We start from the raw sequence: 24,833 nt of genomic DNA, 5'->3' as shown, positions 1-24,833 counted from the left end.
CCCGCTTAAAAATTAAGCAGGATACGTGGATTACCTGGTCAAAATTCAGTTAGCACAAACAGCCTTTTCTGGTCAGTTTTGAGTTAGCGTCAACAGTCTTATTGATTACCCTGACAATATGCAACTCAGTTGTACCTGCACCAATTCCGTTCAACAAACCAGAAAATATACATGCCTTACTATTTTCAAAGCATGGAGTTATTTTGGCAACTCCAATGTCGCCTTCTGCAAAATGCGTAAATCCTTGCTTTATTTCTTTCCAAAAACGAATCTCTTGTTCGTGGGAGGAATTAAATTTCGCACCAATCATTGCCATTGAAACAAATGAAGTAGAGGAATTATCTTCCGCATTATTTCTCGGATTAATTAAAGATATCAATGCTAATGTTGTCCACTCCCACCCCTGTGGCAATTCAAACAGCTTTTCCTCATCCGAAATCGGCGGTAACGGTTTATCTTTTTTTATCTTGCCTTCCGCTATCAGCCTGGTTTTTTCTGCCTGTATGCGCTTCAGCAATTCACCGGCCGGTTCATCATTCGGGTCTTGCGGCACCAGTTTGCCCCGCACCGCCAATTCCAGAATCAATTCTCGCAGTTTCTTGATGCCGTATACGCTGGTTCCATTGCCGCCGCTGCGACCTCGGCCTGATTTCTTTTCCGTTTCGGCGGTGGTACAGATATCGAGGTGGTGAATCCACTCTGGCTCTTTTGGAATAATCCCTCCTGGCCCCCCGTGAATCCCCCCTGGCCCCCCTTTTTCAAAGGGGGGGATGGTGGTTGTGGGTGTTGCGGGAGTTGTTTTTGATGTGGGTGTTTTAGTGTCCTGATTTTTGTCAGAAGCAAATCCAGGAGTTCCAGCGCTCATACTCCACCCCCCTTTGAAAAAGGGGGGCCAGGGGGGATTTCAGAGGGGATTCCAAGGGGAATTCCCTTCTCCACCGCCTCAAAAATCACCCGCATCACCGCATCCAGTTCTTGCATAACCTGTCGGTTATCAAAGCGCAGCACCCGTAAACCCAATGATTCCAATTTCCGGTCTCGTTCCGCATCGCTGGCTTGGTGATCTGGTTCAAAATGCTGCGAACCGTCCAGTTCGATAACGAGATTGGCTGCTGCGCAGTAAAAATCGACGATGTAGTTGGCCAAGGGTTTTTGGCGGTAAAACTGCACATCTAGAATTTGCTTGCGGCATAATTTTGACCAGAGGAGTTGCTCGGCGTCGGTTAGGTTGCTGCGCAAGGTTCTGGAAAAGGGTTTTAGGGTGGGTTTGTAGGGTTGCATCATCCTTAATCTTCCGTTTGAAATCCCCCCTGCCCCCCTTTTTCTAAGGGGGGTGGTTGGTTGTCTGAGTTGGAAGATTTGGGGGTTAATGCTGCTTCTAATATTTCTTTCAACTGCCCGCGTAGTGCGGCGATGTCATTTTGCATGGCGTGATATTGCGCTAGTAGCGCATCGGGATCGTGGATTTCCTGTTCGCCGATATGCGGATTTTTGCAGTCGAGGTTGTAGTTGCGCGCCTGGATATCTTGCAGGCTGACTTTCCAGGCATATTGGCTGGCCTCACGGTTTTTGAAACCTTCGGTTTCCTTGCCCCACCATGCCGCTTCGGCATCGAATTCTTCGATTTTCATCGGTTTGGTTTTGTTGTAACTTTTTACGCCGGGCGGGTAAGGGTGCTCGTAAAACCAGATATGCCGGGTTGGCGTGCCTTTGCTGAAAAACAGCAGGTTGGTTTTGATGCCGGTGTACGGGCTGAACACGCCGTTGGGCAGGCGTACGATGGTGTGCAGGTTGCATTCTTGCAGCAGCTTTTCCTTGATGCGGGTTTTAATGCCTTCGCCGAACAGGAAACCGTCGGGCAGAACCAGTGCGGCGCGGCCTCCGGTCTTGAGTAGTTGCATAATTAATACTAAAAACAGATCGGCGGTTTCGCGGGTGCGGAACGCTGCCGGGAAGTTGGTTTCGATGCCGTCTTCTTCCATGCCGCCAAACGGTGGATTGGTGACGACCACATCGACGCGTTCTTTCGGTGTCCAACTGATGAGAGGGCGCGCCAGCGAGTTGTCGTGGCGGATGTTGATCGGCACGTCGATGCCGTGCAGGATCATGTTGGTGGTGCACAACAAATGCGGCAACGGTTTTTTTTCGATGCCGGAAATACTGGCCTGCAATTGGGTTTCGTCTTCTACGGTTTTCACATCCTGCTTGCGCATGTGTTCAATGCTGCAAGAAAGAAAACCGCCGGTACCGCAGGCCGGGTCCAATATTTTCTCGCCGAGGCGCGGATTAACCATGCGCACCATGAACTCAGTCACGGCACGGGGGGTATAAAACTCACCGGCATTACCAGCCGCCTGTAAATCGCGCAGCAATTGTTCGTACATATCGCCAAACAGGTGGCGTTCCTGCGCTTTGTTGAAATCGACACCTTCCTGAATCTTGTTGATCACCTGCCGGATCAACTGGCCGGATTTCATGTAGTTGTAGGCATCTTCAAACACCGAGCGAATGACATAAGCGCGCTGGTCGCCGCCTTTGGCTTCGAGCTGCTGCAAAGCGGGAAACAGATCGTTATCGAGAAATTGCTTGAGCGCATCGCCGGTCATGCCTTCGGCATCGGCGGCCCAGTTGCGCCAGCGGAATTTCTCCGGCAACGGTGACTGATAAGCGTCTTGCAGCAATTCCCATTCACTCTCGCGGTCGTCAAAGATTTTCAGGAATAACATCCATACCAATTGACTTAAGCGCTGGGCATCACCGTCGACGCCGACATCCTTACGCATGATGTCCTGGATGGATTTGATAGTGGAGGAAATACTCATCAGTTAGGTTTTGTATTAGTGATTTGAAATCAGACGTAGAGATTGTCTTCCAGCTCATGCAGGGCCGCCAGGTAGGCTTGCCTGCCACCAAAGACGGATACCAGCTCACTGGCTGTGCCCATGTTCCTGAACGGGTCGAGCGTGAGGATTTTGATATCTTCGATGTTTTCAATGCCGGTGTCGGCGTATTTATCCAGCAGCTTTTCCAGCACCTGGCGCGCCTGTTCATTGTACTTGGCAAAGTAGTTGCGCTTTTTCACATTCTCGGCGCGTTCGCGCCGGGTCAGCGGCGGCCGGTCAAAAGCGACATGGCAGATCAGGTCGAAGGCGTCGAAATCCTTGCCTACTTCATCCGCCAGCGGTTCGAGCAATACGCCGTGTTGTTGCAGCTCCTGCAGAATGGCCGCCTTGCGCTCGGCCTGGCTCCAGCGGCGCAGAAATTCATCCAGCGAAGCATAATCGCGCCGCACCGTCTGACGCGTGTAATCCTTCAGCGATTCGGTGATCAGTTTGCCTTCCGGTCCATAATATTGCACGCGCTCGGCAATCACATGCACGGTGACATCGCCCATGACATATTTCACTCGCTTGAGGCCGGATTCTTCTTCGTTATCTCCTTTTTCAAATCCCCCCTCGATCCCCCCTTTTTCTAAGGGGGGAAGTGGGGTGCCTGATTCATCAAAATGCATGCCGTATTCCTGATCGGGTGGCGCGGGGGATTCATTGCTTTTGGGTTCATAAACCACCACCGGTTGGCCGTCGAAATCCTTGTCTGCGAATAGCTCGGTTGCTTTCTTGAAGTCCATGATGGTGAACCAGAACTTGCCATAATCCTCGTTGATGCGGGTACCGCGCCCGATGATTTGCTTGAATTCGGTCATCGATCTGATGTGCTGATCCAGCACCACCAATTTGCAGGTTTGCGCATCGACGCCGGTGGTCATCAGCTTGGATGTGGTGGCGATCACCGGATAGCGTTCTTCCGGGTTGATAAAATTGTCCAATTCGGCCTTGCCTTCGATATCATCGCCGGTAATGCGCATCACGTATTTGCGATTTTCCTTGATCCGTTCCGGATTCAAGTTTACCAACGCCTGACGCATGCGCTCGGCGTGGTCGATGTCGTCACAGAATACGATGGTCTTGGCGTAAGGATCGGTTGCCGTCAGGAATTCGGTAATTTTCCAGGCGACCAGTTCAGTGCGTTTTTCCAGCACCAGTGTGCGATCCATGTCGCTCAGGTTGTAGATGCGGTCTTCAATCATTTCGCCATGCTTGTCGGTCTGGCCCTTGCTTGGCCGCCAGCCTTGCAGATCTTTGTCGATATCAATGCGCACAACTTTGTAGGGTGCCAGGAAACCATCTTCAATACCTTGCCTTAATGTGTAGCTGTACACCGGATCGCCAAAGTAATGAATGCTGGAAACATCGCGTGTTTCTTTAGGTGTGGCGGTCAAACCGATATGCGTGGCGGAGGAAAAGTAGTCCAAAATCTCGCGCCAAGCGGAATCCTCCGCAGCACTACCGCGATGGCACTCGTCGATGACGATCAGATCAAAGAAATCCGGCGAAAACTGCTTGTAGATGTTTTGTTCTTCTTCGCTGCCGGTAACGGCTTGATAGAGCGACAGGTAAATCTCGTAGCTTTTGTCGATCTGGCGTTTGCTGATTTTGGTCATCGCCGCGCCAAATGGTTTGAAGTCATTGTTTTTGGTTTGATCAACCAGGATATTACGGTCGGCCAGGAACAGAATGCGTTTTTTCGTACCGGACTTCCACAACCGCCAGATGATCTGAAATGCCGTGTAAGTCTTGCCGGTGCCGGTCGCCATGACCAGCAAAATGCGCGGCTGGCCTTTCGCCACCGCTTCCACGGTATTGTTGATGGCATTGGCCTGGTAATAGCGCGGAACACGGCCTGTACCATCATCATAATACGGCATTTCAACGGTATGGCGCGCTTTAGCTGTTTCCAATCCTTTCCACTGGCAATACTGCTGCCACAGTTGCGCAGGCGAGGGAAATTCATCCAGTGTCAGCGCCTGCTCGATCCGATTGGTCAGTCCGGTGCGGTCATGCATCAGAAAGCCATCGCCATTGGAGCTGAATACAAAAGGTACGCCCAGCGTGTCGGCATAATTTAGCGCTTGCTGCATACCGGCACCTACGCTGCAACTGTTTTCCTTGGCCTCAATCACAGCCAATGGAATATTGGATTTGTAGTACAGAATATAGTCGGCGCGTTTCTGTTCTCCCCGCGTATGCAATTTTCCACGCACGATGATGCGGCCTTGGGTGAAACTGACTTCCTCCCGGATTTGGCTGTGCAAATCCCATCCGGCCTTGATAATGGCGGGAGTAATGTATTTGGTGCAAATATCACGCTCTGAAAGGCTTTCTTTGTTGCTCATGCTTATGGGGTGGCTCTTTTATTTTTGTTCAATGGTACTTGTATTGATGCGCTGCAAGGTCCAAGAATTTGAAACGGTAAGTTGAGGATTGGAGCATATCAGTTTCAAATTGACTGTTACCATGGATTTTCAATCAAATGTTGTTAGCATGGGGCGATGTATGCTGAGAGGCAGCGATTGATGTTCCTTATTCAATTTTTAAAATAAAAAGATCAAATTATCACCATGAAGAAACGTTCCGGTTACATCCCTGCTTTGCATTATCATTGGCTGACGCGTTGGTACGATCCCATGATGCGGTGGTTTTTTCCGGAGTCGGGGATCAATGCGGATTTAATTGCGCAAGCGCCTATTCAGTCTGAGCAAACCGTGCTGGATGCCGGATGCGGTACAGGAACGCTTGCGTTGCTGATGAAACAGGCGCATCCGGATGTTGCCGTTCATGGATTGGATATCGACGCTGAAATATTGCGTATTGCGCAACGAAAAGCCGCGCAGGCCGGGCAAAGCATTCTGTGGCGGCAGGGCACAGCCACATGTTTGCCTTATCCGGATCAAAGCGTTGAGCATGTGTTTGCCAGTCTGCTGTTGCACCATTTGGCGCGGCAAGACAAGCAGCACATGCTGCGGGAGGCATTTCGCGTGCTGAAACCCGGAGGTGCGTTGCATGTGGCGGATTTCGGCAGGCCGCACGATTTCAGTATGCGGTTGATATCCTGGTTAATGCGCTGGTTTGAAGAGATACACGATAACGTGCTGGGTTTATTGCCGGTTTTTATGACAGACGCCGGATTTCATCCGGTCGAAACGATTACTCATTATCGTACCGTGGCTGGCACGATTGCGTTATATCGGGCCGTTAAGCCCCTCCGCCGGGATGGGTTTTGCGCCGCAAAATAGATGGATTGATCAAAGGTACTACTTAATATTCGACTGGCAACGGGTCCAAACTGCGCCACAAATACCATGTCGCAACCGAGCGCCACGGTTGCCAAAGTTGGGCGAGTTCCAGCATGGTTTTTTTGTCGACGGCTTGTTTGCCGTGGTAATGCAAGCTGATCGCGCGTTGCAGGCCGATGTCGTCGAGCGGCAGCACATCCGGGCGTTGCAAGTGAAAAATCAGGAACATTTCCGCAGTCCAACGTCCAATACCCTTTATTTTGCTCAATTGCGCGATGATGGCTTCATCGTCCATGCCAGCCCAGCCGGTTTCATTCAATTTTCCTTCCATAAAGTGCCGTGACAAGTCCTGCAGGTAGGTTATTTTTCTGGCGGAGAGTCCGCAGGCGCGTAATGAATCCGGTTCTTGCGCAGTGATCGTGTGCGGCGCGATATCGGGAATGGCGCCGATGATTTTTTGCCAGACGCTTTCGGCAGCTTTGACGGAAATCTGTTGTCCGACGATGGAGCGCGCCAGTGTGGTGAAAGCGCAGCCGCGCGAAGTGAGCGCGGCATCTTCAAATTGCTGTATCAGTTGGCGCATGACTTGATCGCAGGCGGCCAATTCCTGCGTTGCCTGTGTCCAGTATTCGGGAGTCATAGGTGTGATGAAGCGGGAAAACTAATCGGGGTGGATGCATAATTTTGCGTGCATTGCGTGTCATTGGAGATCATTATCGCAGCAAAAATAAAAATACACCGCAGGTTTCTTCTATCTATCTTATTTAATTGAATAATTTACAGCTTGATTCACTGTAATCGGCTTCCCGTTTAAGTCTTTGTCGTATAACTATAAAAACCCAATTTCTTGCTTGACTATCGAGAATTTATTGATTAAAGTGGGAAGTGGTGGGAGAATGTGGGGTAAATTTAGTGTGCCTCGATGAATTTTCCCGTTATATGAGGAGACAGCATGTTTCGTGGCGTCACGCAGCTCAGTCTGGATGCAAAAGGTAGGCTTGCGATACCCGCAAGATACCGTAGCGAACTGATGTCTACCTGCTCAGGACACTTGATTGTAACTGTTGATCCCTCAAAGTGTTTGTTGATTTATCCTCAGCCAGCCTGGGAACCGATAGAACAAAAACTCAATAATCTTTCCAGCTTCGATACGGTAACTCGCAACTTGCAGAGGTTGCTGGTGGGTAATGCCTGCGATGTCGACATGGATGCTGCGCACCGCATTTTGATATCGCCACCACTGCGTCAGTTTGCCGGTCTGTCCAAGGATGTGGTTTTGGTTGGTCAGGGCACGAAACTTGAGCTGTGGGATGAAGCACAATGGAATTTACAAATTGAACTTGCAATGGCATTCAAGGATGGCGGCATGCCTCCTGAACTGGAAGGATTCTCGCTGTAATTGATGGGATAAAAGGAACAGTGCATATCCCGGTGTTGTTGCACGCAGCCGTTGATGCGTTGGCGTTGAAACCGGACGGAGTTTATGTCGATGCAACCTTCGGGCGCGGCGGGCATAGTCGATTGATCTTGTCGGGGTTGGGTGAGCGCGGCCGGTTAATTGCGTTGGATAGAGATCCGGCGGCGGTATTGTCGGGCGAGGCGATTACGGATAAGCGATTTTGTATTCGCCATGGCAGTTTTTCCAGAGTACGGGAGATTCTTCAGGCTCTGGAGATTACGCAGATTGACGGCGTGCTGCTCGATTTAGGCGTGTCGTCACCCCAATTGGAAGATATTGCGCGCGGTTTCAGCTTCCAGTCGGCGGGTCCGCTCGATATGCGCATGGACACCAGTGGCGGGCAGACCGCGTCGGAATGGCTGTCGACAGTGACGGAAAGCGAATTGGAGCGGGTGATAAAAGAGTATGGAGAAGAACGATTTGCCAGGCAGGTTGCACGAGCGATTATCGCGGCAAGAATGCGACAGCCTATTGTGACCACTTTACAACTTGCCGGGATTGTCGCTGCGGCGGTTCGCACGCGGCAGCGGGACAGTAAACGGCATCCGGCAACACGTACTTTTCAGGCGATACGGATTTATCTCAATCAGGAGCTTGAAGAGTTGGCGCTGGTTTTGCCGCAATGTGTGGATTTATTAAGACCGGGCGGACGATTGGTAGTGATTAGTTTTCATTCTTTGGAGGATCGGATGGTGAAGCAGTTTATCCGATCGGCCGCCAGTACTGACAATTTACCGCGTGGAGTGCCGGTACGGGAAGAAGAATTGCAGCGATTCAGCAAGCAAACTTTACGGCCGGTCAGCCGGGCGATTCGTTCAGATGAACTTGAAGTGGCGGAGAATGTTCGATCAAGGAGCGCAGTGATGCGTGTGAGTGAAAGAATCTAGTTCCCATCAAACGGAGAATAAAGTGTTCAAATTGAATATCTTCCTTATTCTGGTGTTAATTGCATGCGCATTAGGCGTGGTAACCGCGCAGCATATGGTACGGAATCTTTTCATGGCGCTGGAAAAAGAAAAAGAAACAGAACAGAAATTGGAAGTGGAATGGGGAAGGTTGCAATTGGAACAAAGCACTTTGATTACGCATGGACGTATAGAGCAGATCGCGACAGAACATTTGAACATGATGGTGCCGGCCACTTCGAGCATACAAATTGTATCGATCAATACGGCAGAAAATGAAATGAATGCGGAGAGGGTTAGGCCATGATTAAACCGGCATTACCGACAATCAAATTATCAGCATGGCGTTCCAGGTTGTTGTTTGGTATGTTGGTGCTGGGTTTGATCAGTTTGGCGGCGCGTGCTGCCTATCTCCAGGGAATGAACAATGAATTTTTACAAAAGAAGGGCGAATCGCGTTATAGCCGTGTAGTGGAAATGAATGCCGATCGCGGGATGATCACAGATCGGAATGGCCACATTATGGCGATCAGCTCGCCGGTCGCTTCAATATTCGCCGATCCGAAAGTGGTGGTGATTAAGCCTGAAAAATTGCGGCAATTGGCTCATTTGCTGGAAATGAGCAGCACTGATCTTAATGCGCTTCTTACCAAGGAAAATAGGCGTTTTGTTTATTTGAAGCGGCACATAGTGCCGGATACCGCTGAAAAGATCATGCAACTGAAGATCAAGGGTATCTATTTAACCAGTGAGTCCAAGCGGTATTATCCGGAAGGCGAGTTTGCCGCGCATGTGCTGGGTTTCACTGATATCAATGACGAAGGTCAGGAAGGTGTCGAGCGTGGCTGGGAGCAAACACTTGCCGGAGAGCTGGGCCGCCGCCGGGTGATCAAGGATAACAAAGGGCAGATCATTGATGAAGATGTCGCAAGCATTCGTTCTCCCAAACCCGGGAAGGATCTGGTTTTGGCCATCGATAGAAGAATTCAGTATCGTGCGCATGCGGAATTGAAGCAAGCCGTTCTGGCTAACCGGGCAAAAGCCGGCAGTATCGTGGTTCTGGATGCGCAGACAGGGGAAATATTGGCGCTTACCAATTGGCCTGCCTATAACCCGAACAGAAGATCAACCATCAATAATGAAAGGCTCCGCAATCGGGCATTGATTGATACTTTCGAGCCCGGTTCGACATTAAAACCGTTTACGGTGGCGATTGCGCTGGAAGTCGGAAAAGTCAATTCCCATACGATCCTGCAGACCGCGCCCGGAACATGGCAAGTCGGTAGAAAAACCATACGGGACGTCAGTAACAAAGGGGAATTAACCGTTGCCGAGATCATTCAGCAATCGAGTAATGTGGGTACGGCGAAAATCGCGCTGTCGATGGAGCCGCAGACAATGTGGGAAATGTTCAATCGCTCAGGATTCGGTACCCTGACCAATTCGGGCTTTCCCGGCGAAGCCAGCGGAATATTGCGACCTTATAACCGGTGGCGTCCTATTGAGCAGGCCACTATGTCATACGGGCATGGCATATCCACCAGTTTGATACAACTGGCGCGCGCCTATACGATCTTTACCAGCGGTGGCGAATTGAAACCCGTTTCCTTGCTGAAGCAAAATATCCCCGTCATGGGGCAGCGCGTAATTTCGCGCGATACTGCATGGGCAATAAGCCGCATGCTGGAGATGGCGACCCAACCCGGAGGAACGGCGCCATTGGCGCAAATAAGCGGGTATCGTGTTGCCGGAAAAACGGGCACGGCGCATAAACTGATCGATGGCCGGTATGCAAACAAAAGCTATATTTCCACATTCGTCGGATATGCGCCAGCATCGAATCCACGTTTCATCATCGCTGTGATTATCGATGAGCCATCAGCAGGAAAATATTTCGGTGGCGCTGTGGCTGCTCCAATTTTCAGCAAAGTCATGTCCGGCGCTTTGCACATTTTGAATGTTCCTCCTGATGCGCCAGCCAATAATGTCATTACCTTTACCGCAACACCAGAAATGGAGGATGAAGGGTGAGTTTAATGACGGTAAAAAAGAAAGGATCGAAAGGATTTGATTTTCATAGGCTTGAAGAATTGGGCGTGGAGATTAAGAATCTGGTGGCGGATAGTCGCCAGATAAAACCGGGCGATACCTTTCTGGCTTACCCAGGGGATACGACTAACGGGAATAAGTTCATTTCCCAGGCAATCGCAGCAGGCGCCAATGCGGTGCTCTATGATCCGCGAAATTTCGTATGGAAATCTGAATGGCATATCCCCGCATTAGCGGTAGATGATCTCAAGATGAAAGCGGGCTTGATTGCCGGTTATGTTTATGATCATCCGTCACAAAAGTTATGGGTAGTGGGAATTACCGGAACTAATGGCAAGACATCATGCAGTCATTGGTATGCGCAGGCCATGATGAATTTGGGTTACAAGACGGCTGTGCTGGGAACGCTGGGGAGCGGATATATAAAGAATTTACAAGATTCGGAAAATACCACACCTGATGCCACGGTCTTGCAGCGTTCAATCAAAAAGTTCGTCGATGAAGGCGCTAAAAGCGTTGTAATGGAGGTGTCTTCGCAAGGCCTGGCGCAAGGCCGAACCATAGGCACGGCATTTTCAGTTGCGGTGCTTACCAACTTATCCCGGGATCATTTGGATTATCACCAGGATATGGATGCGTATGCGGCAGCCAAGTCAAGCCTGTTTTTTTGGCCGGGATTAAAGTACGCCGTGGTTAATATGGATGACGTATTAGGCGTTGAATTGTCACGGCAACTTGTCAATAAATCCACTAAAATAATCGGTTACGGATTCCGTTACCCCGAAGACCGTGATTCAGGGCAATTTAAAATGGTACACGGCTCAAATCTGAAATTTGATATTCATGGCATGGAATTTGATATTGAATTTGAGGATAACCATGAACATTTAAGAATCGGTTTGCTGGGCAAATTCAATGCATCTAATTTGCTGGCTATCGTTGCGGCTTTGTTGGCAAGCGGCATTCGATTGCCGGATGCGGTTCGTTCACTTCAAAACGTGCAGTCTATTCCGGGAAGAATGGAAAAATACTGCGGGGTTAATCAATCGACTATTATCGTTGATTACGCGCACACTCCGGATGCATTGGAAAAAGTCTTGTGCACGTTACGTGAGCTTTTGCGTATCGAGGGCCGGAATGCGCGCCTGTTCTGCGTTGTAGGTTGCGGCGGCGATCGGGACAAGGGAAAGCGCGCCATGGTTGGGGAAGTTGCGACACGTTTGGCGGATGAAGTTATTTTTACCAGTGATAATCCACGCTCAGAAGATCCTTTGCGCATTATTGAGGATATTGCTGCCGGGGCAGTCGAAGGGGGTTACCAGGTAGAAGTGGACCGCGCGCTGGCAATTTATCAGGCTATCGCCAATGCGCGTAGCAGCGATATTGTGTTGATCGCGGGTAAGGGTCATGAAAAATTTCAGGAAATAAAGGGAGAAAAAATTTCTTTTAGCGATGCCGAAGTTGTACAACAGGTGCTGAAGGAACTATCCGTGAAAGTAAAGGTGCAGCAATGATGATGGTGAATGAAGCTGCGCAAGTATTACATGCCGACTGGAGCGGATCGAATGTACGTTTTACCGGGGTTAGCACTGATAGCCGTACGCTAACGCAGGGTGAGCTGTTCGTGGCTTTAATTGGTGAAAGATTTGATGGCGGTAAATTTGTATCCGATGCCAGGGAAAAAGGCGCGGCAGCGGTCATGCTCCAGAAAGATGCTGAGCCTGCTGGTTTGCCGGGTGATTTTCCCGTGATTCGAGTCAAGGATTCGCGCCTGGGTTTGGGAGAGCTGGCGGCGTATTGGCGCAACCGTTTTTCGCTGCCAGTGATTGGTGTGACGGGCAGTAATGGTAAAACGACAACGAAAGAAATGATTGCGGCCATATTGCACGTAGCAGCAAGTGGTGATGCAAGCATCAATGACCCGGCAGAGCGCGTACTGGCTACCGCGGGCAATCTGAATAACGATATCGGTGTACCGCAAATGTTATTACGCCTGCGGCAGCAGCATCAGTATGCGGTGATTGAAATGGGCATGAATCATGTCGGAGAGATTGCTTATCTGACGCAATTGGCCCGGCCGAGTATTGCAGTGATTACGAATGCAGGTGCTGCACATATTGAAGGATTGGGTTCTGTCGAGGCCGTTGCGCGCGCCAAAGCAGAAATTTTTGTCGGTTTGGATCAGTCCGGAACGGCGATCATTAATGCGGATGATCAGTATGCGTCGTTATGGCGTGAATGTGCTGGTGCAAGAGAGATTATTGATTTTGGTTTAACAGAGAATACACAGGTAAGCGCTGTGTACCAGTTGGGCCGATTAGTCAATACGTTGCAGCTGAGATTGCCTGACGCAACCGTTGAGGTGAAGCTACAGGCGCCAGGGGTGCACAATATCTATAACGCCTTGGCTGCGGCGGCTGTCGCTTGGACTCTAGGCATCAGGAAAGAGTGGATTGCTGCGGGTCTTGAGCGCTTCCAAAGTGTACAAGGACGGTTGCAAAAAAAATGTGGCCTGCATCATGCACTGCTAATCGATGATACCTACAACGCAAACCCGGAATCGGTACGGGCTGCTTTGGCTGTGTTGGCTGCGGCTGAGGGCAAAAAAATACTGGTGTTGGGGGATATGGGCGAATTAGGTCAATTAGCTATTGACTTACATCGCACGATCGGTAGGGATGCGCGGAAAGCGGGGCTGGATCAATTGTTGACTTTGGGTAAATTAAGCGCCTACGCTGCGGAAGAATTTGGCAAAGGCGCGCGCCATTTTAATTCCATCGATGAATTACTGAAAGTTACGCAAAGCCTGCTTGCCGACGATGTCACTTTGCTGGTGAAAGGATCGCGCTTCATGCAAATGGAGCGTGTAGTGAGACAGTTGGAACAGACCGAGGAATTGTCATGTTGTTAGCGCTCTCTCAATGGCTGGCGCAGGATATACGAGCTTTCAACGTACTCAGCTATATCACTTTGCGCACCGTGCTGGCTACGCTGACGGCATTGGTGATTTCCTTCATTATCGGTCCCCTGATGATACGAAAGTTGACTGCCTATAAGATAGGGCAATCCGTTCGTGAAGATGGTCCGCAAACTCATCTGGTGAAGATGGGTACGCCAACAATGGGCGGCGCCTTAATTCTGATGTCAATCCTGTTGACTACTTTGCTGTGGTCTGATCTGAGTAACCGCTATATCTGGGTGGTGCTGTTGACAACGCTGGGATTCGGAGTAATTGGCTGGGTCGATGATTATCGCAAAGTAGTTCATCGCAATCCTAAAGGGCTTTCAGCAAAAGCCAAATTTTTTTGGCAATCGGTCATTGCAATTGTTGTCGCGGTTTATTTAGCATCAACTGCAGAAATCTCAGCACAAACGGACATGATTGTGCCATTTTTTAAGGAAGTGGCGATCCCACTGGGGTTCGCGGGTTTTGTCGTTTTGACCTATTTTGTCGTTGTCGGCACCAGCAATGCGGTGAATCTGACCGATGGCCTGGATGGCTTGGCTATCATGCCTACAGTTATGATCAGTAGCGCACTTGCAATTTTTGCTTATGCAGCCGGGCACATTGTTTTTGCAAAATATCTTGGAATTCCCTATATCCCCCATGCAGGAGAATTGGCCGTTTTTTGTGGCGCCATGTCGGGTGCAGGACTGGCTTTTCTGTGGTTTAACGCATATCCCGCTGAAGTATTCATGGGCGATGTAGGCGCGTTGGCATTGGGTGCAGCTTTGGGGGTTGTTACTGTGATTGTGCGTCAGGAAATTGTACTGATCATTATGGGTGGTGTTTTTGTGATAGAAGCTTTGTCCGTCATGTTGCAGGTAGCTTCTTTCAAGTTGCTGGGCAAACGGGTTTTTCGCATGGCGCCTTTGCACCACCACTATGAATTAAAAGGCTGGAAAGAAAATCAGGTGGTAGTCAGATTCTGGATTATTACCTTTATCCTGGTCCTGATTGGATTGTCAACATTAAAGTTAAGATGAGTTTGCAAGGTAAAGCAGTGCTGGTATTGGGAATGGGTGAGACAGGCTTGTCAATGGTGAAATGGCTGCTCCGGCAAGGTGCAAAAGTTCGCGCTGCTGATAGCCGGCAGGAGCCGCCAGCCTGGAAAGAGATGATGGAAAAATTTTCTGAAGTACAAGTTTACAGGGGTAAATTTGAAGCCAAAATTTTGGATGATATAGAAATTATTGCGATAAGTCCGGGTGTTCCGATGGCAGATCCTTGTGTGCAGCAAGCTATTCGATTGGGTATACCGGTAATTGGAGATCTGGTGTTTTTTTCCTGGGCGCTGGAGCAAAGCAAGCTGCCAAAACCCAAGGTTCTGGCGATCACGGGATCGAACGGAAAAACAACAGTGACATCAATGGTCGGGGCTATGTTGAGAAAATCCGGTTGGGATGTTGCGGTAGCCGGAAATATCGGCCCAGCGGTTCTGAGTGTACTGATGGAGCAAATGGATGCTGGAAACTGGCCGCAAGCATGGGTTTTGGAAACTTCCAGCTTTCAGTTGGAAGCAACCCGCAATTTGAATGCCGATGTAGCGACAGTGCTTAATGTGAGTGAAGATCATTTGGATCGCTATACCTGCATGCAAGACTACATCGCAGCGAAATTAAAAATATTCCTGCGAGAGAACGGCAGTGTATGTACACAAGTTTTGAATCGAAATGATTTCGGAGTCAGCGAAATGGCTATGGCTGATGGAAAGAAAATTACATTTGGGTGGGATATGCCGCCCACTGATGCCGATTTTGGCATCCTACGGTATGGTGATGATATGTGGTTAATGGAAGGCCCTCATCGCTTAATGAAAACCTCTGAACTTGTGGTTAATGGATTGCACAATGCGGTCAATGCGCTTGCAGCATTGGCTATGTGCCGTGCATTGGATATCGCCATGGATCCCCTTTTGTCGGCCTTACGGGAATTTCGCGGTTTGCCGCACCGGATGGAAAAGGTTGCGGCATTTAACGGAGTCACTTTTTTTGATGATTCCAAAAGCACCAATGTGGGCGCGACTATCGCAGCATTAAATGGCATGAAACAGAATGTCATTTTGATTGCAGGAGGTGATGGCAAGGGACAGGATTTCTCGCATTTACGGCAGGCGGTTGCCGAAAATGCCCGCGCAGTGGTGTTGATCGGGCGCGATGCAGGAATTATTGCAGATGAATTGAGAGATTGTGGCGTTCCTGTACATTTTGCAACCACCATGGAAGAAGCAATGCAGAAAAGCTTTTTGTTAGCGCAAGCGGGTGATGTGGTATTGCTTTCACCGGCATGTGCCAGTTTTGACATGTTTAGAAACTATGTCCATCGTGCCGAGGTGTTCGTGGCTGCGGTTAAAGATATTGAAAACAAGTTTTTTAATTTTGGACAGAAAAAGCATTAAATAATGATGATTTATCAGGCAATCAATCAAAAACCGAGGGTCATGGCTGATTTTGATCAGGCTTTAGTATGGTCTGCCCTGCTGCTGCTGAGTATTGGCCTGGTTATGGTTTATTCCGCTTCGATTGCCATTGCAGAGGCCCAGTTTGGGCCCGATCGTGCCGGCTATTATTTGTGGCGGCACAGTGCTTATCTGGGGTTGGGGCTGATCATGGGATTGATTGCTTTTCAGGTGCCCATGCAGGTATGGCAGAAATACATCGCATATCTATTCATGATCGGTGTTTTATTGCTGATATTGGTTCTGGTGCCCGGTATTGGTCATGAAGTCAATGGTAGTCAACGTTGGATATCGCTGTATGTGGTAAATATTCAGCCTTCCGAATATATGAAATTATTCATGGTGTTGTATGCCGCTGATTATGTGAATCGCAAGGCGGCTGATCTGAATTCCCTGCAAAAAGGATTTCTTCCCATAACCGTCCTATTATCCATAGTAGGGTCTTTATTGTTGCTGGAGCCGGATTTTGGGGCCTTTTTTGTAGTGTCTGCCTTGGCCATGTCAATTCTTTTCCTGGGCGGGGCCAGTTTGAAAATTTTTATCGGGCTAATCGGTATCCTGGCGCTTGGTCTATATGAATTAATTATAAGGTCAGACTATCGATTAAGCCGGGTAATTGCATTTATGGATCCTTGGGCTGATCCGTATGGTAAAGGTTACCAGTTAAGCCACGCTTTGATTGCGTTTGGTCGCGGTGAGTGGCTCGGTGTAGGTTTAGGCGGCAGTGTGGAAAAGCTGTTTTATCTGCCTGAAGCGCATACCGATTTCTTGCTTTCCGTGCTGGCAGAGGAACTTGGGTTTGTTGGCGTTGCCGTGGTAATCATTTTATTCATGTGGCTTATCACACGCGCATTTGTTATTGGCCGGTTGGCAGCAAAACTGGAGAATCCATTCTCGGCATTGGTGGCGCAGGGAATCGGTATCTGGATTGGTGTGCAAGTGCTGATCAATATGGGCGTCAATATGGGTGTTTTACCTACAAAAGGGCTAACGCTGCCCTTGCTAAGTTATGGCGGTAGCAGTATTACCGCAAGTTGCCTTGCTTTGGCAGTCCTGTTGCGAATTGATTGGGAAAATCGTCGGCGTTTGCGAGGGCTTCCCACATGAGTAAGCATACTATCCTGATCATGGCGGGCGGCACGGGAGGTCATGTTTTTCCGGGACTGGCAGTCGCTGATTATCTGAAACAAATGGGTTGGCACGTGGTATGGCTTGGAACCGAGACGGGCATGGAATTAAAACTGGTGCCGCAGCATGGTTACGACACTGAGGTGATCAGTTTTTCGGGGCTGCGAGGCAAGCGCCTGGCTACTTGGCTGATACTCCCGTTGCGCTTAGTAAGAGCCTTTCTGCAAAGTATCAGAATTATTAGAAGCGTTAAGCCTGACGTGGTTCTGGGAATGGGAGGGTATCCCGCTTTTCCGGGTGGTATGATGGCATCGCTATTGAATAAACCGTTGATCATACATGAGCAGAATTCGGTGCCCGGTTTAACCAATAAGATTCTGGCAAAACTGGCGGATAGGGTTTTGCTGGGATTTCCAGATGCAATCTTGAATAACAAAAAGAAATCCATTTATTCAGGCAATCCCGTGCGTACTGAGATTATGTTGATAGAAGCGCCTGAAAAACGATTTCCGGGCAGGCAGGGAAAATTGAATTTGTTGATTGTAGGCGGCAGCCTGGGTGCTCAAATATTAAACACCATTGTGCCGGAGGCACTGACATTAATGCCTGAAAATCTCCGTCCGCGGGTTGTTCATCAGGCTGGCATAACGCAATTTAATTTGGTTAAGCAGGCGTATATCGATCTGCGGATGGATGCTGAAGTTGTTGCGTTTATTGATGACATTGCCGGTCGTTATGCGGCGTGTGATTTGGTATTGTGCCGCGCGGGCGCATTGACGGTCGCAGAATTAAGCATAGCCGGAGTGGCCAGTATTTTAGTGCCATATCCGCACGCGGTCGATGATCATCAAACCCGGAATGCGCGATTCCTTTCCGATCACGGAGCTGCCATATTGATTCATCAGAGCGATCTGAGCGCGAAGAAATTGGCGGATTTGTTAGCGGATTTGTCGCGGGAGAAATTACTCGAGATGGCGATAACGGCTCGCAGCCGATCAAAACCGGAGGCAACCAGGGTTGTGGCTGAAGCATGCATTGAATTAAGTGGAGCGCTGAATGAGGCATAAAGTCAAACACATTCATTTTGTCGGTATTGGCGGCGCAGGCATGAGCGGGATTGCCGAGGTATTCGTCAATATGAAATATCAAGTCAGTGGCTCCGATTTGATGGATAATCCAGTGACCCAGCGTTTAGCCAATCTCGGCATAAAGATTTATGTGGGCCATGCGAGCGAGCAGGTTAAAGGCGCAGATGTTGTAGTTACTTCAACTGCAGTCAAATCCGACAACCCTGAAGTGGTCGCAGCCAAAAACAAAAATATCCCCGTGGTTCCGCGTGCCTTGATGCTGGCAGAATTGCTGAGATTGCGCACGGGTATAGCGATAGCGGGCGCACACGGGAAAACCACCACGACCAGTTTAATTGCAAGTATTCTGGCAGCGGCTGATATGGATCCCACGTTTGTTATCGGGGGAAAACTCGAGGCAGCCGGTTGTCATGCCAAATTGGGTGGCGGTGAATTTATTGTTGTCGAAGCGGATGAGTCCGATGCTTCATTTTTGTATCTACAGCCGGTACTTGCAGTCGTGACAAATATCGATGCAGATCATATGGAAACATATAATTATGATTTTAATAAATTAAAACAAACATTTGTAGAGTTTCTGCAACACTTGCCTTTTTACGGGATGGCAGTGGTTTGCATCGATGATGCCAATATACGCGAAGTAATATCTTCGATTACAAAGCCTATTACTACCTACGGCTTGTCTGAAGATGCGCAAGTTCGCGCTACTAATATTCAGCATAGCAATCATCAAATGAAATTTACTGCAGTAATCGGTGTAAATGGCTCGGCCCGCAGACTGGATATCACGCTGAATTTGCCCGGATTGCATAATATACAGAACGCCTTGGCAGCGATTGCGATCGCCAATGAAATTTGTGTGCCTGATGCTGCCATAGTCAGGGCATTAGCGGAATTCAAAGGTGTGGAGAGACGCTTTCAACAGTTTGGGGAAATTAGATTATCAATGCAGAAGAGCTTTACATTGATTGATGATTACGGCCATCATCCGGTGGAAATGGAAGCAACCATGAGAGCAGCGCGAGGTGCCTTTCCAGGCAGGCGCTTAGTCGTTGCGTTTCAACCGCATCGCTACACGCGGACGCGGGATGTGTTTGAGGATTTTACTAGGGTTTTATCACTAGCCGATGTGCTGCTGTTAACAGAAGTGTATCCCGCAGGCGAAGACCCCATTGTTGCTGCCGATAGTAAATCCTTGGCCCGTTCAATCCGGGTGCTGGGAAAAGTGGAGCCGATTTATATTGAAGATATTGATGATCTGTCAATCGCCATACTCGATGTTGTGCAGGATAACGATATCGTTCTAGTGATGGGGGCAGGCTCAGTAGCAAAGGTGGCTCCACATATTGCACAAATGGAAAGCAAGTTAATCGTAGTCAATGGTAATGATTATTGAGGACCAATGGGTAATGACTGGCTTGTCAGAAAACGCAAGAACAAATATGCCAGCGGCAGATCTGGCGTTTATTGAAATGAATATGCCATCGATATGCCGCGGAGAGATGCGCGTTGATGAGCCTATGAGCCGGCATACTTCGTGGCGCACCGGTGGTAATGCGCGACGTTACTATATGCCAGTAGATTTGGATGATTTTGCGGATTGCCTGCGGGAATTTTCGTATGAACCTATTCATGTGATCGGATTGGGCAGCAACTTGCTGGTTAGGGATGGTGGGATTCAAGGTACTGTCATTGCACTGCATGCTCAATTAAATGATTTGCAATTGATTGAGCACAATCAATCCGATGGGCTCATTTACGCAGGTGCCGGTGTGGCGTGTGCAAAAGTGGCGCGGTTCGCTGCCAGACATGATTTAGCTGGCGCAGAGTTTCTGGCGGGGATACCCGGTACGGTCGGCGGGGCGTTGGCTATGAATGCAGGTTGTTATGGATCAGAAACTTGGGAATTCATCGAGCGGGTACAAGTGGTCAATCAGGAAGGGCGAATTTTTATGCGCGCCCCGGATGAGTACGCGATTGGTTATCGTAGCGTAAAGCTGTGTCAGCCTTCAAATAGACATAGCCTGGAATGGTTTGCGGGTGGGTATATCAGATTATCGCAAGGAGAGCGGACGGAATCACGGCAGCGAATCAAGCAATTACTGGCGCAACGCGTTGCAAGTCAGCCGCTCAACCTGCCAAACGCCGGATCAGTATTTCGCAATCCGCAGGGAGATCATGCGGCGCGTCTGATCGAGGCCAGCGGTTTGAAAGGGTGTTGTGTGGGGGGGGCGATGGTATCACCTCAACATGCTAATTTCATTGTTAACCTGGGCAATGCAACAGCGGCGGATATCGAGGCCTTGATCTTGATGGTACGCAATAGAGTTAGAAAAGCAACCGGGATCGAGTTGATCCAGGAAGTTCGAATTATTGGCGATGCCAGGAGACTGACATAGTGATAAGTCATGGTTTTGGCAAAGTAGCTGTTTTGCTTGGCGGTCGATCCGCAGAGCGTGAAGTTTCTTTGCAAAGCGGCCAAGCTGTTTTGGATGCGTTAATTCGCAGCGAAGTGGATGCTTATCCATTTGATCCGGCGGAGCAAGCACTTGAAGATCTGTCGCGGCAAGGTTTTGATCGTGCGTTTATCGCACTGCACGGGCGTTTTGGCGAAGATGGCACCATTCAAGGCGTACTGGAATGGATGAGGTTGCCTTACACTGGCAGCGGGGTGATGAGTAGCGCCTTGGCTATGGACAAATGGCGTACCAAATTATTGTGGCAGGCAGTCGGCATTCCGTCTCCGCGGTATGTGCTATTGCAAACCAACAGTAATTTTGAAGCAGTTTCCGAATTGCTGGGATTGCCATTGATTGTTAAGCCGGCGCGAGAAGGTTCCACAATCGGCTTAAGTAAAGTGACTCATAAAAATGATTTGTTGTCTGCTTATCAATTGGCGGCACAGCATGATTCTTTGGTGCTTGCCGAAGAATTTATCGTAGGTAAGGAGTTAACGGTTGCCATTCTGGGCGAAACACCTCTGCCCATAGTGAGAATAGAAATAGCGGGCGAACTTTATGATTATCAGGCCAAGTACGTATCGAATGATACAAGATACTTCTGTCCCAGCGGTTTAGCGGATGAGCTGGAATTAAAGATTCAGGTCCAGGCCTTGCAGGCATATAAGGTATTGGGCTGCCAGGGCTGGGGTAGGGTTGATTTAATCCTGACGCAAACCGGACAGTTTTATTTTCTTGAGGTGAATACGTCTCCGGGCATGACCGGCCATAGCCTGGTTCCTATGGCGGCTAAGACTGCGGGGATTTCATTTGAGGACCTGGTGATGAGAATATTGAATTTATCCCATGTGGAATAACCATCATGCATTGGATTTGCTAGCCAAATCATTATTTGCTTTGGTAGCAATGACGGTGTTGTATGAAATCGGTATGCAGCTAATCAAGCCGCCGCTGTTCCCAATAAAAGAGATTAATCTGCAGGTTGTTCAGGACGCAGGAGATAATAATGCAAAATTACAGAATGTTACCTATGCGCAAATAGAAAGTCTCGTGCGAAAAGAGATCGAAGGGAATTTTATTTCAGTTAATTTAACCGCAGTGCGCGAAGCTTTTGTAAAATTACCATGGGTCCGGGACGCGCGCGTAAATCGGGAATGGCCTCACGGATTAAATGTTACGTTAGAAGAGCATCAAGCATTGGCATATTGGGGAAGTCAGGCCTTGGTGAATACTCATGGTGAGGTATTTCGAGTTACCGCTAATGCGGATTTGCCAGTTTTTATTGGCCCAAATGAAGCCAGTGCCCTTGAGGTAACGCAGCAATATAGACGTTTTAATCAAATATTAGCGCCGTTACAGCAACAAATTGAACAAGTCATGTTGACGCAGCGCTATGCATGGCGCATTCATTTGAATACGGGGACGGTACTGGAACTGGGGCGAAATGAGATTGAGGAAAGACTGATTCGCTATGTTTCAGTATATGACCACAGCATCGCCCGGTTAAATCAGCAAGAGTCACTGATATATGTTGATTTGCGTTACCCAAATGGTTTTGCTATCCGCATGCCCGAAACGATGCAACGAGAGCCTCATAAATCCGCTGTTAAGAGAGAAACGTGAGATAGAATTTAGATGAATAAAACCAGAGACAATAGAAATTTGATCGTCGGACTTGATATTGGTACATCAAAGATTGTAGCCATTGTTGCGGAAATCCTTCCAGAAGGAGGGGTCGAAATTATCGGATTGGGCAGCCATCCTTCCCGCGGGTTAAAAAAAGGCGTTGTGGCCAATATTGAAACAACCGTCAACGCGATTCAGCGTGCCTTGGAAGAAGCGGAATTAATGGCGGATTGTAAAATTCATGAGGTATATACCGGGATAGCCGGCAGCCACATTAAGGGTTTTAATTCAAATGGCATGGTTCCTATCAAGGACAAGGAGGTCACCGAGAAAGACGTGGAGCGTGTCATGGAAGCGGCAAAGGCTGTCAATATACCCGCCGACCAGCAAATTCTACACGTCTTGAATCAGGAATTCATTATTGATGGCCAGGAGGATGTGCGCGAACCGGTAGGTATGAGTGGCATACGCCTGGAAGTAAAAGTGCATATTGTGACAGGCGCAGTCTCGGCCGCACAGAATATCGTGAAATGCGTGCATCGATGTGGTCTGGAGGTGCGTGATCTGATATTACAGCCATTGGCATCAGCAATGGCCGTATTATCTGAAGATGAAAAAGATCTGGGCGTGTGCCTGGTCGATATTGGCGGTGGAACGACAGATATTGCGGTATTTACGCATGGGGCGATTAGACATACTGCGGTGATACCCATTGCTGGCGATCAAATAACCAATGATATTGCGATGGCATTGCGCACGCCGACCAAAAGCGCGGAGGATATCAAATGCCGCTATGGTTGCGCATTGAGGAGCCTTGCAGATACTAAAGAAATGGTTGAAGTTCCGGATGTGGGTAATCGTGGTTCACGCCAGCTTTCCAAACAAACTTTGGCAGAAGTGATAGAGCCACGTGCTGAAGAGCTTTATTGTTTGGTGCAGGCTGAGCTGCGGCGGAGCGGATTTGAAGAGTTGCTTTCATCGGGTATCGTAATAACCGGGGGGTCTGCTTCGCTACGCGGGATGGTGGAATTGGGTGAAGAAATATTCCATATGCCTGTGCGGCAGGGCTTGCCCAATTATCATGGCAATTTAAGGGAAGTAATCCATACACCTCGATATTCGACAGGGATTGGTTTAATTCTGGCAGGTATGCAGCAGATGCAGCATCAACATGGTTCAAGATTACAAGGAGGTTCTGCCAAGCAGATTTTCTCCAGAATGAAGGGGTGGTTCCAAAGAAACTTTTAATTAGAAATCTCAAGGGTTGTACTAACAGTCAGACAGCTTTAATTTCAATGTACTAAAGGAGAAACAATATGTTCGAAATCATAAATAACGAGACTCAAGAGGCGATCATCAAAGTTGTTGGTGTTGGTGGCTGCGGAAGCAATGCTGTGGATCATATGATCCAGAATGGAATGCAGGGCGTTGAGTTTATCAGTATGAATACTGATGCGCAGGCATTGAAAACTAATAAAGCTCCAACAATCTTGCAATTGGGTACAGGAATTACCAAAGGACTGGGCGCAGGCGCTAATCCTGAAATTGGACGTGAAGCTGCACTTGAAGATCGAGATCGTATCGCTGAATTGATACAGGGTGCGGATATGCTGTTTATTACCGCAGGCATGGGTGGTGGTACAGGTACAGGCGCAGCGCCGGTCGTGGCGCAAGTTGCGAAAGAAATGGGTATTTTGACCGTAGCGGTTGTCAGTAAGCCCTTTTCATTTGAAGGGAAGCGTCTGGTTGCAGCTAAGGCGGGCATGGAAGAGCTGTCACAACACGTTGATTCGTTGATTGTAATTCCTAACGACAAACTAATGATGGTATTGGGTAATGACATCTCCATGCTGGATGCATTCAAGGCAGCTAACGATGTGCTTCACGGTGCGGTAGCCGGAATTGCGGAGGTTATTAATTGTCCAGGCCTGGTTAATGTTGACTTTGCCGACGTCAGAACGGTCATGTCTGAAATGGGTATGGCAATGATGGGCTCAGCGATAGCTATGGGTGTTGACCGCGCAAGAGTGGCTGCGGAACGCGCCGTTTCGAGTCCATTGCTTGAAGATATTTCCTTGTCAGGCGCGCGTGGTATTTTGGTGAACATTACAGCCAGTCAAACGCTGAAAATGCGTGAAGTACATGAAGTAATGAATACGATTAAGGATTTGACAGCTGAAGATGCGACAATTATTGTCGGCACAGTTATCGATGAAAATATGACTGATAATTTGCGTGTGACGATGGTAGCTACCGGATTAGGCAGTCTTGTCGGCCAGAGCCAGAATCAGAATTCTCCATTAACCGTTGTGCATACGCGCACCGGAACCGATGACAGGGATTCTATTTTTTCTGCCGAGGAGCCAGCCGTTATGCGTACAGGCAGAAGAAGCAATGCTACAGTGGCAGCCATGCGGCAATCTGGTGTAGATCCTATGGATATTCCAGCTTTTTTAAGAAGACAAGCGGATTAATGAGTCTTGTTTTTCTGATCTTGAGAACGCATTACTGACTCGAGAGCGGTACA

At 48.8% G+C, this 24,833-nt stretch carries 22 protein-coding genes; 17 read left to right on the top strand and 5 right to left on the bottom strand.

Features of this window, described 5'->3' with window-relative positions; translation table 11 throughout:
* Window positions 1-49: 49 nt before the first annotated feature.
* Genes C4S39_RS15800 through hsdR form a run of 4 tightly spaced genes read right to left on the bottom strand, consistent with a single transcriptional unit; the run spans window position 50 to window position 5,233 of the window.
* Window positions 50-865, bottom strand: coding sequence for a hypothetical protein (locus C4S39_RS15800; RefSeq protein WP_258039364.1), 816 nt, complete (start codon window positions 863-865; stop codon window positions 50-52).
* On the bottom strand, window positions 862-1,284 hold the full coding sequence (locus C4S39_RS08875; RefSeq protein ID WP_219817936.1) for an endonuclease domain-containing protein: 423 nt from the start codon (window positions 1,282-1,284) through the stop codon (window positions 862-864). Before C4S39_RS08875 ends, C4S39_RS15800 begins: the two co-directional genes overlap by 4 nt.
* Window positions 1,285-1,286: 2 nt before the next feature.
* The gene (locus C4S39_RS08870; protein WP_258039363.1) at window positions 1,287-2,822 is read right to left on the bottom strand and encodes a type I restriction-modification system subunit M; all 1,536 of its coding nucleotides are present in this window, start codon (window positions 2,820-2,822) and stop codon (window positions 1,287-1,289) included.
* A 29-nt stretch (window positions 2,823-2,851) separates the two neighbouring features.
* Window positions 2,852-5,233 carry an EcoAI/FtnUII family type I restriction enzme subunit R gene (hsdR, locus tag C4S39_RS08865; RefSeq protein ID WP_103966660.1) on the bottom strand — a complete coding sequence of 794 codons (2,382 nt, stop codon included), beginning with the start codon at window positions 5,231-5,233 and terminating at the stop codon, window positions 2,852-2,854.
* A gap of 225 nt (window positions 5,234-5,458) precedes the next feature.
* On the opposite strand from hsdR, the gene C4S39_RS08860 reads away from it, so the two are divergent.
* Complete coding sequence (locus C4S39_RS08860) at window positions 5,459-6,133, top strand: class I SAM-dependent methyltransferase (protein WP_103966659.1); 675 nt, start codon at window positions 5,459-5,461, stop codon at window positions 6,131-6,133.
* A gap of 22 nt (window positions 6,134-6,155) precedes the next feature.
* Here C4S39_RS08860 and C4S39_RS08855 read toward each other — a convergent pair whose 3' ends face one another.
* Complete coding sequence (locus C4S39_RS08855; RefSeq protein ID WP_103966658.1) at window positions 6,156-6,773, bottom strand: DNA-3-methyladenine glycosylase family protein; 618 nt, start codon at window positions 6,771-6,773, stop codon at window positions 6,156-6,158.
* A 312-nt stretch (window positions 6,774-7,085) separates the two neighbouring features.
* On the opposite strand from C4S39_RS08855, the gene mraZ reads away from it, so the two are divergent.
* The 16 genes from mraZ to ftsZ all read left to right on the top strand — a co-directional run bounded on the left by mraZ (window position 7,086) and on the right by ftsZ (window position 24,780).
* Window positions 7,086-7,532, top strand: a complete 447-nt coding sequence (gene mraZ / locus C4S39_RS08850) for a division/cell wall cluster transcriptional repressor MraZ (protein ID WP_103966657.1) — start codon at window positions 7,086-7,088, stop codon at window positions 7,530-7,532.
* Window positions 7,533-7,552: 20 nt separating this feature from the next.
* On the top strand, window positions 7,553-8,479 hold the full coding sequence (gene rsmH / locus C4S39_RS08845; protein WP_103966656.1) for a 16S rRNA (cytosine(1402)-N(4))-methyltransferase RsmH: 927 nt from the start codon (window positions 7,553-7,555) through the stop codon (window positions 8,477-8,479).
* 22 nt (window positions 8,480-8,501) lie between these two features.
* Window positions 8,502-8,804: a cell division protein FtsL gene (gene ftsL, locus C4S39_RS08840; protein WP_103966669.1), complete on the top strand. Its 303-nt coding sequence runs from the start codon at window positions 8,502-8,504 to the stop codon at window positions 8,802-8,804.
* A complete protein-coding gene (locus C4S39_RS08835) occupies window positions 8,801-10,528 on the top strand; it encodes a peptidoglycan D,D-transpeptidase FtsI family protein (protein ID WP_103966655.1) in 1,728 nt (575 codons plus the stop codon). The genes ftsL and C4S39_RS08835 overlap by 4 nt, the downstream gene beginning before the upstream one ends.
* Window positions 10,529-10,533: 5 nt before the next feature.
* Entirely contained in the window at window positions 10,534-12,060 is a 1,527-nt protein-coding gene (locus tag C4S39_RS08830; protein WP_103966654.1) for a UDP-N-acetylmuramoyl-L-alanyl-D-glutamate--2,6-diaminopimelate ligase, read from the top strand.
* Window positions 12,057-13,457, top strand: a complete 1,401-nt coding sequence (locus tag C4S39_RS08825; protein ID WP_103966653.1) for a UDP-N-acetylmuramoyl-tripeptide--D-alanyl-D-alanine ligase — start codon at window positions 12,057-12,059, stop codon at window positions 13,455-13,457. The genes C4S39_RS08830 and C4S39_RS08825 overlap by 4 nt, the downstream gene beginning before the upstream one ends.
* Window positions 13,448-14,533, top strand: a complete 1,086-nt coding sequence (gene mraY, locus C4S39_RS08820; RefSeq protein ID WP_103966652.1) for a phospho-N-acetylmuramoyl-pentapeptide-transferase — start codon at window positions 13,448-13,450, stop codon at window positions 14,531-14,533. The genes C4S39_RS08825 and mraY overlap by 10 nt, the downstream gene beginning before the upstream one ends.
* On the top strand, window positions 14,530-15,945 hold the full coding sequence (gene murD, locus C4S39_RS08815; protein ID WP_103966651.1) for a UDP-N-acetylmuramoyl-L-alanine--D-glutamate ligase: 1,416 nt from the start codon (window positions 14,530-14,532) through the stop codon (window positions 15,943-15,945). Before mraY ends, murD begins: the two co-directional genes overlap by 4 nt.
* 6 nt (window positions 15,946-15,951) lie before the next feature.
* Complete coding sequence (gene ftsW, locus C4S39_RS08810) at window positions 15,952-17,112, top strand: putative lipid II flippase FtsW (RefSeq protein WP_103966668.1); 1,161 nt, start codon at window positions 15,952-15,954, stop codon at window positions 17,110-17,112.
* Window positions 17,109-18,200: an undecaprenyldiphospho-muramoylpentapeptide beta-N-acetylglucosaminyltransferase gene (gene murG / locus C4S39_RS08805; protein ID WP_103966650.1), complete on the top strand. Its 1,092-nt coding sequence runs from the start codon at window positions 17,109-17,111 to the stop codon at window positions 18,198-18,200. Before ftsW ends, murG begins: the two co-directional genes overlap by 4 nt.
* On the top strand, window positions 18,190-19,617 hold the full coding sequence (gene murC, locus C4S39_RS08800; RefSeq protein WP_103966649.1) for a UDP-N-acetylmuramate--L-alanine ligase: 1,428 nt from the start codon (window positions 18,190-18,192) through the stop codon (window positions 19,615-19,617). The genes murG and murC overlap by 11 nt, the downstream gene beginning before the upstream one ends.
* Before the next feature lie 13 nt (window positions 19,618-19,630).
* Entirely contained in the window at window positions 19,631-20,620 is a 990-nt protein-coding gene (gene murB, locus C4S39_RS08795; RefSeq protein ID WP_103966667.1) for a UDP-N-acetylmuramate dehydrogenase, read from the top strand.
* Window positions 20,620-21,537, top strand: coding sequence for a D-alanine--D-alanine ligase (locus C4S39_RS08790; RefSeq protein ID WP_103966648.1), 918 nt, complete (start codon window positions 20,620-20,622; stop codon window positions 21,535-21,537). Before murB ends, C4S39_RS08790 begins: the two co-directional genes overlap by 1 nt.
* On the top strand, window positions 21,527-22,303 hold the full coding sequence (locus tag C4S39_RS08785; protein ID WP_103966647.1) for a cell division protein FtsQ/DivIB: 777 nt from the start codon (window positions 21,527-21,529) through the stop codon (window positions 22,301-22,303). The genes C4S39_RS08790 and C4S39_RS08785 overlap by 11 nt, the downstream gene beginning before the upstream one ends.
* A 12-nt stretch (window positions 22,304-22,315) precedes the next feature.
* Complete coding sequence (ftsA, locus tag C4S39_RS08780) at window positions 22,316-23,554, top strand: cell division protein FtsA (protein ID WP_062558299.1); 1,239 nt, start codon at window positions 22,316-22,318, stop codon at window positions 23,552-23,554.
* Window positions 23,555-23,622: 68 nt separating this feature from the next.
* Window positions 23,623-24,780, top strand: coding sequence for a cell division protein FtsZ (gene ftsZ / locus C4S39_RS08775; protein WP_103966646.1), 1,158 nt, complete (start codon window positions 23,623-23,625; stop codon window positions 24,778-24,780).
* Window positions 24,781-24,833: the final 53 nt, after the last annotated feature.

It is taken from the genome of Nitrosomonas ureae, from assembly GCF_900108305.1.
GTDB classification, from domain to species: domain Bacteria; phylum Pseudomonadota; class Gammaproteobacteria; order Burkholderiales; family Nitrosomonadaceae; genus Nitrosomonas; species Nitrosomonas ureae_B.
Note: the sequence above shows the minus strand (reverse complement) of the source record. Positions and strands in the feature narration are given on the sequence as shown.

Excerpts from the sequence above, each read along its gene's own strand:
- hsdR (WP_103966660.1), bottom strand. The coding sequence starts at position 5,233 with ATGAGCAACAAAGAAAGCCTTTCAGAGCGTGATATTTGCACCAAATAC.
- C4S39_RS08855 (WP_103966658.1), bottom strand. The coding sequence starts at position 6,773 with ATGACTCCCGAATACTGGACACAGGCAACGCAGGAATTGGCCGCCTGC.
- murC (WP_103966649.1), top strand. The coding sequence starts at position 18,190 with ATGAGGCATAAAGTCAAACACATTCATTTTGTCGGTATTGGCGGCGCA.
- C4S39_RS08825 (WP_103966653.1), top strand. The coding sequence starts at position 12,057 with ATGATGATGGTGAATGAAGCTGCGCAAGTATTACATGCCGACTGGAGC.
- C4S39_RS08870 (WP_258039363.1), bottom strand. The coding sequence starts at position 2,822 with ATGAGTATTTCCTCCACTATCAAATCCATCCAGGACATCATGCGTAAG.
- ftsA (WP_062558299.1), top strand. The coding sequence starts at position 22,316 with ATGAATAAAACCAGAGACAATAGAAATTTGATCGTCGGACTTGATATT.
- C4S39_RS15800 (WP_258039364.1), bottom strand. The coding sequence starts at position 865 with ATGAGCGCTGGAACTCCTGGATTTGCTTCTGACAAAAATCAGGACACT.
- C4S39_RS08860 (WP_103966659.1), top strand. The coding sequence starts at position 5,459 with ATGAAGAAACGTTCCGGTTACATCCCTGCTTTGCATTATCATTGGCTG.
- ftsW (WP_103966668.1), top strand. The coding sequence starts at position 15,952 with ATGATTTATCAGGCAATCAATCAAAAACCGAGGGTCATGGCTGATTTT.
- murD (WP_103966651.1), top strand. The coding sequence starts at position 14,530 with ATGAGTTTGCAAGGTAAAGCAGTGCTGGTATTGGGAATGGGTGAGACA.
- C4S39_RS08830 (WP_103966654.1), top strand. The coding sequence starts at position 10,534 with ATGACGGTAAAAAAGAAAGGATCGAAAGGATTTGATTTTCATAGGCTT.
- C4S39_RS08875 (WP_219817936.1), bottom strand. The coding sequence starts at position 1,284 with ATGATGCAACCCTACAAACCCACCCTAAAACCCTTTTCCAGAACCTTG.
- murB (WP_103966667.1), top strand. The coding sequence starts at position 19,631 with ATGACTGGCTTGTCAGAAAACGCAAGAACAAATATGCCAGCGGCAGAT.
- murG (WP_103966650.1), top strand. The coding sequence starts at position 17,109 with ATGAGTAAGCATACTATCCTGATCATGGCGGGCGGCACGGGAGGTCAT.
- C4S39_RS08785 (WP_103966647.1), top strand. The coding sequence starts at position 21,527 with ATGTGGAATAACCATCATGCATTGGATTTGCTAGCCAAATCATTATTT.
- mraZ (WP_103966657.1), top strand. The coding sequence starts at position 7,086 with ATGTTTCGTGGCGTCACGCAGCTCAGTCTGGATGCAAAAGGTAGGCTT.
- ftsZ (WP_103966646.1), top strand. The coding sequence starts at position 23,623 with ATGTTCGAAATCATAAATAACGAGACTCAAGAGGCGATCATCAAAGTT.
- mraY (WP_103966652.1), top strand. The coding sequence starts at position 13,448 with ATGTTGTTAGCGCTCTCTCAATGGCTGGCGCAGGATATACGAGCTTTC.
- C4S39_RS08835 (WP_103966655.1), top strand. The coding sequence starts at position 8,801 with ATGATTAAACCGGCATTACCGACAATCAAATTATCAGCATGGCGTTCC.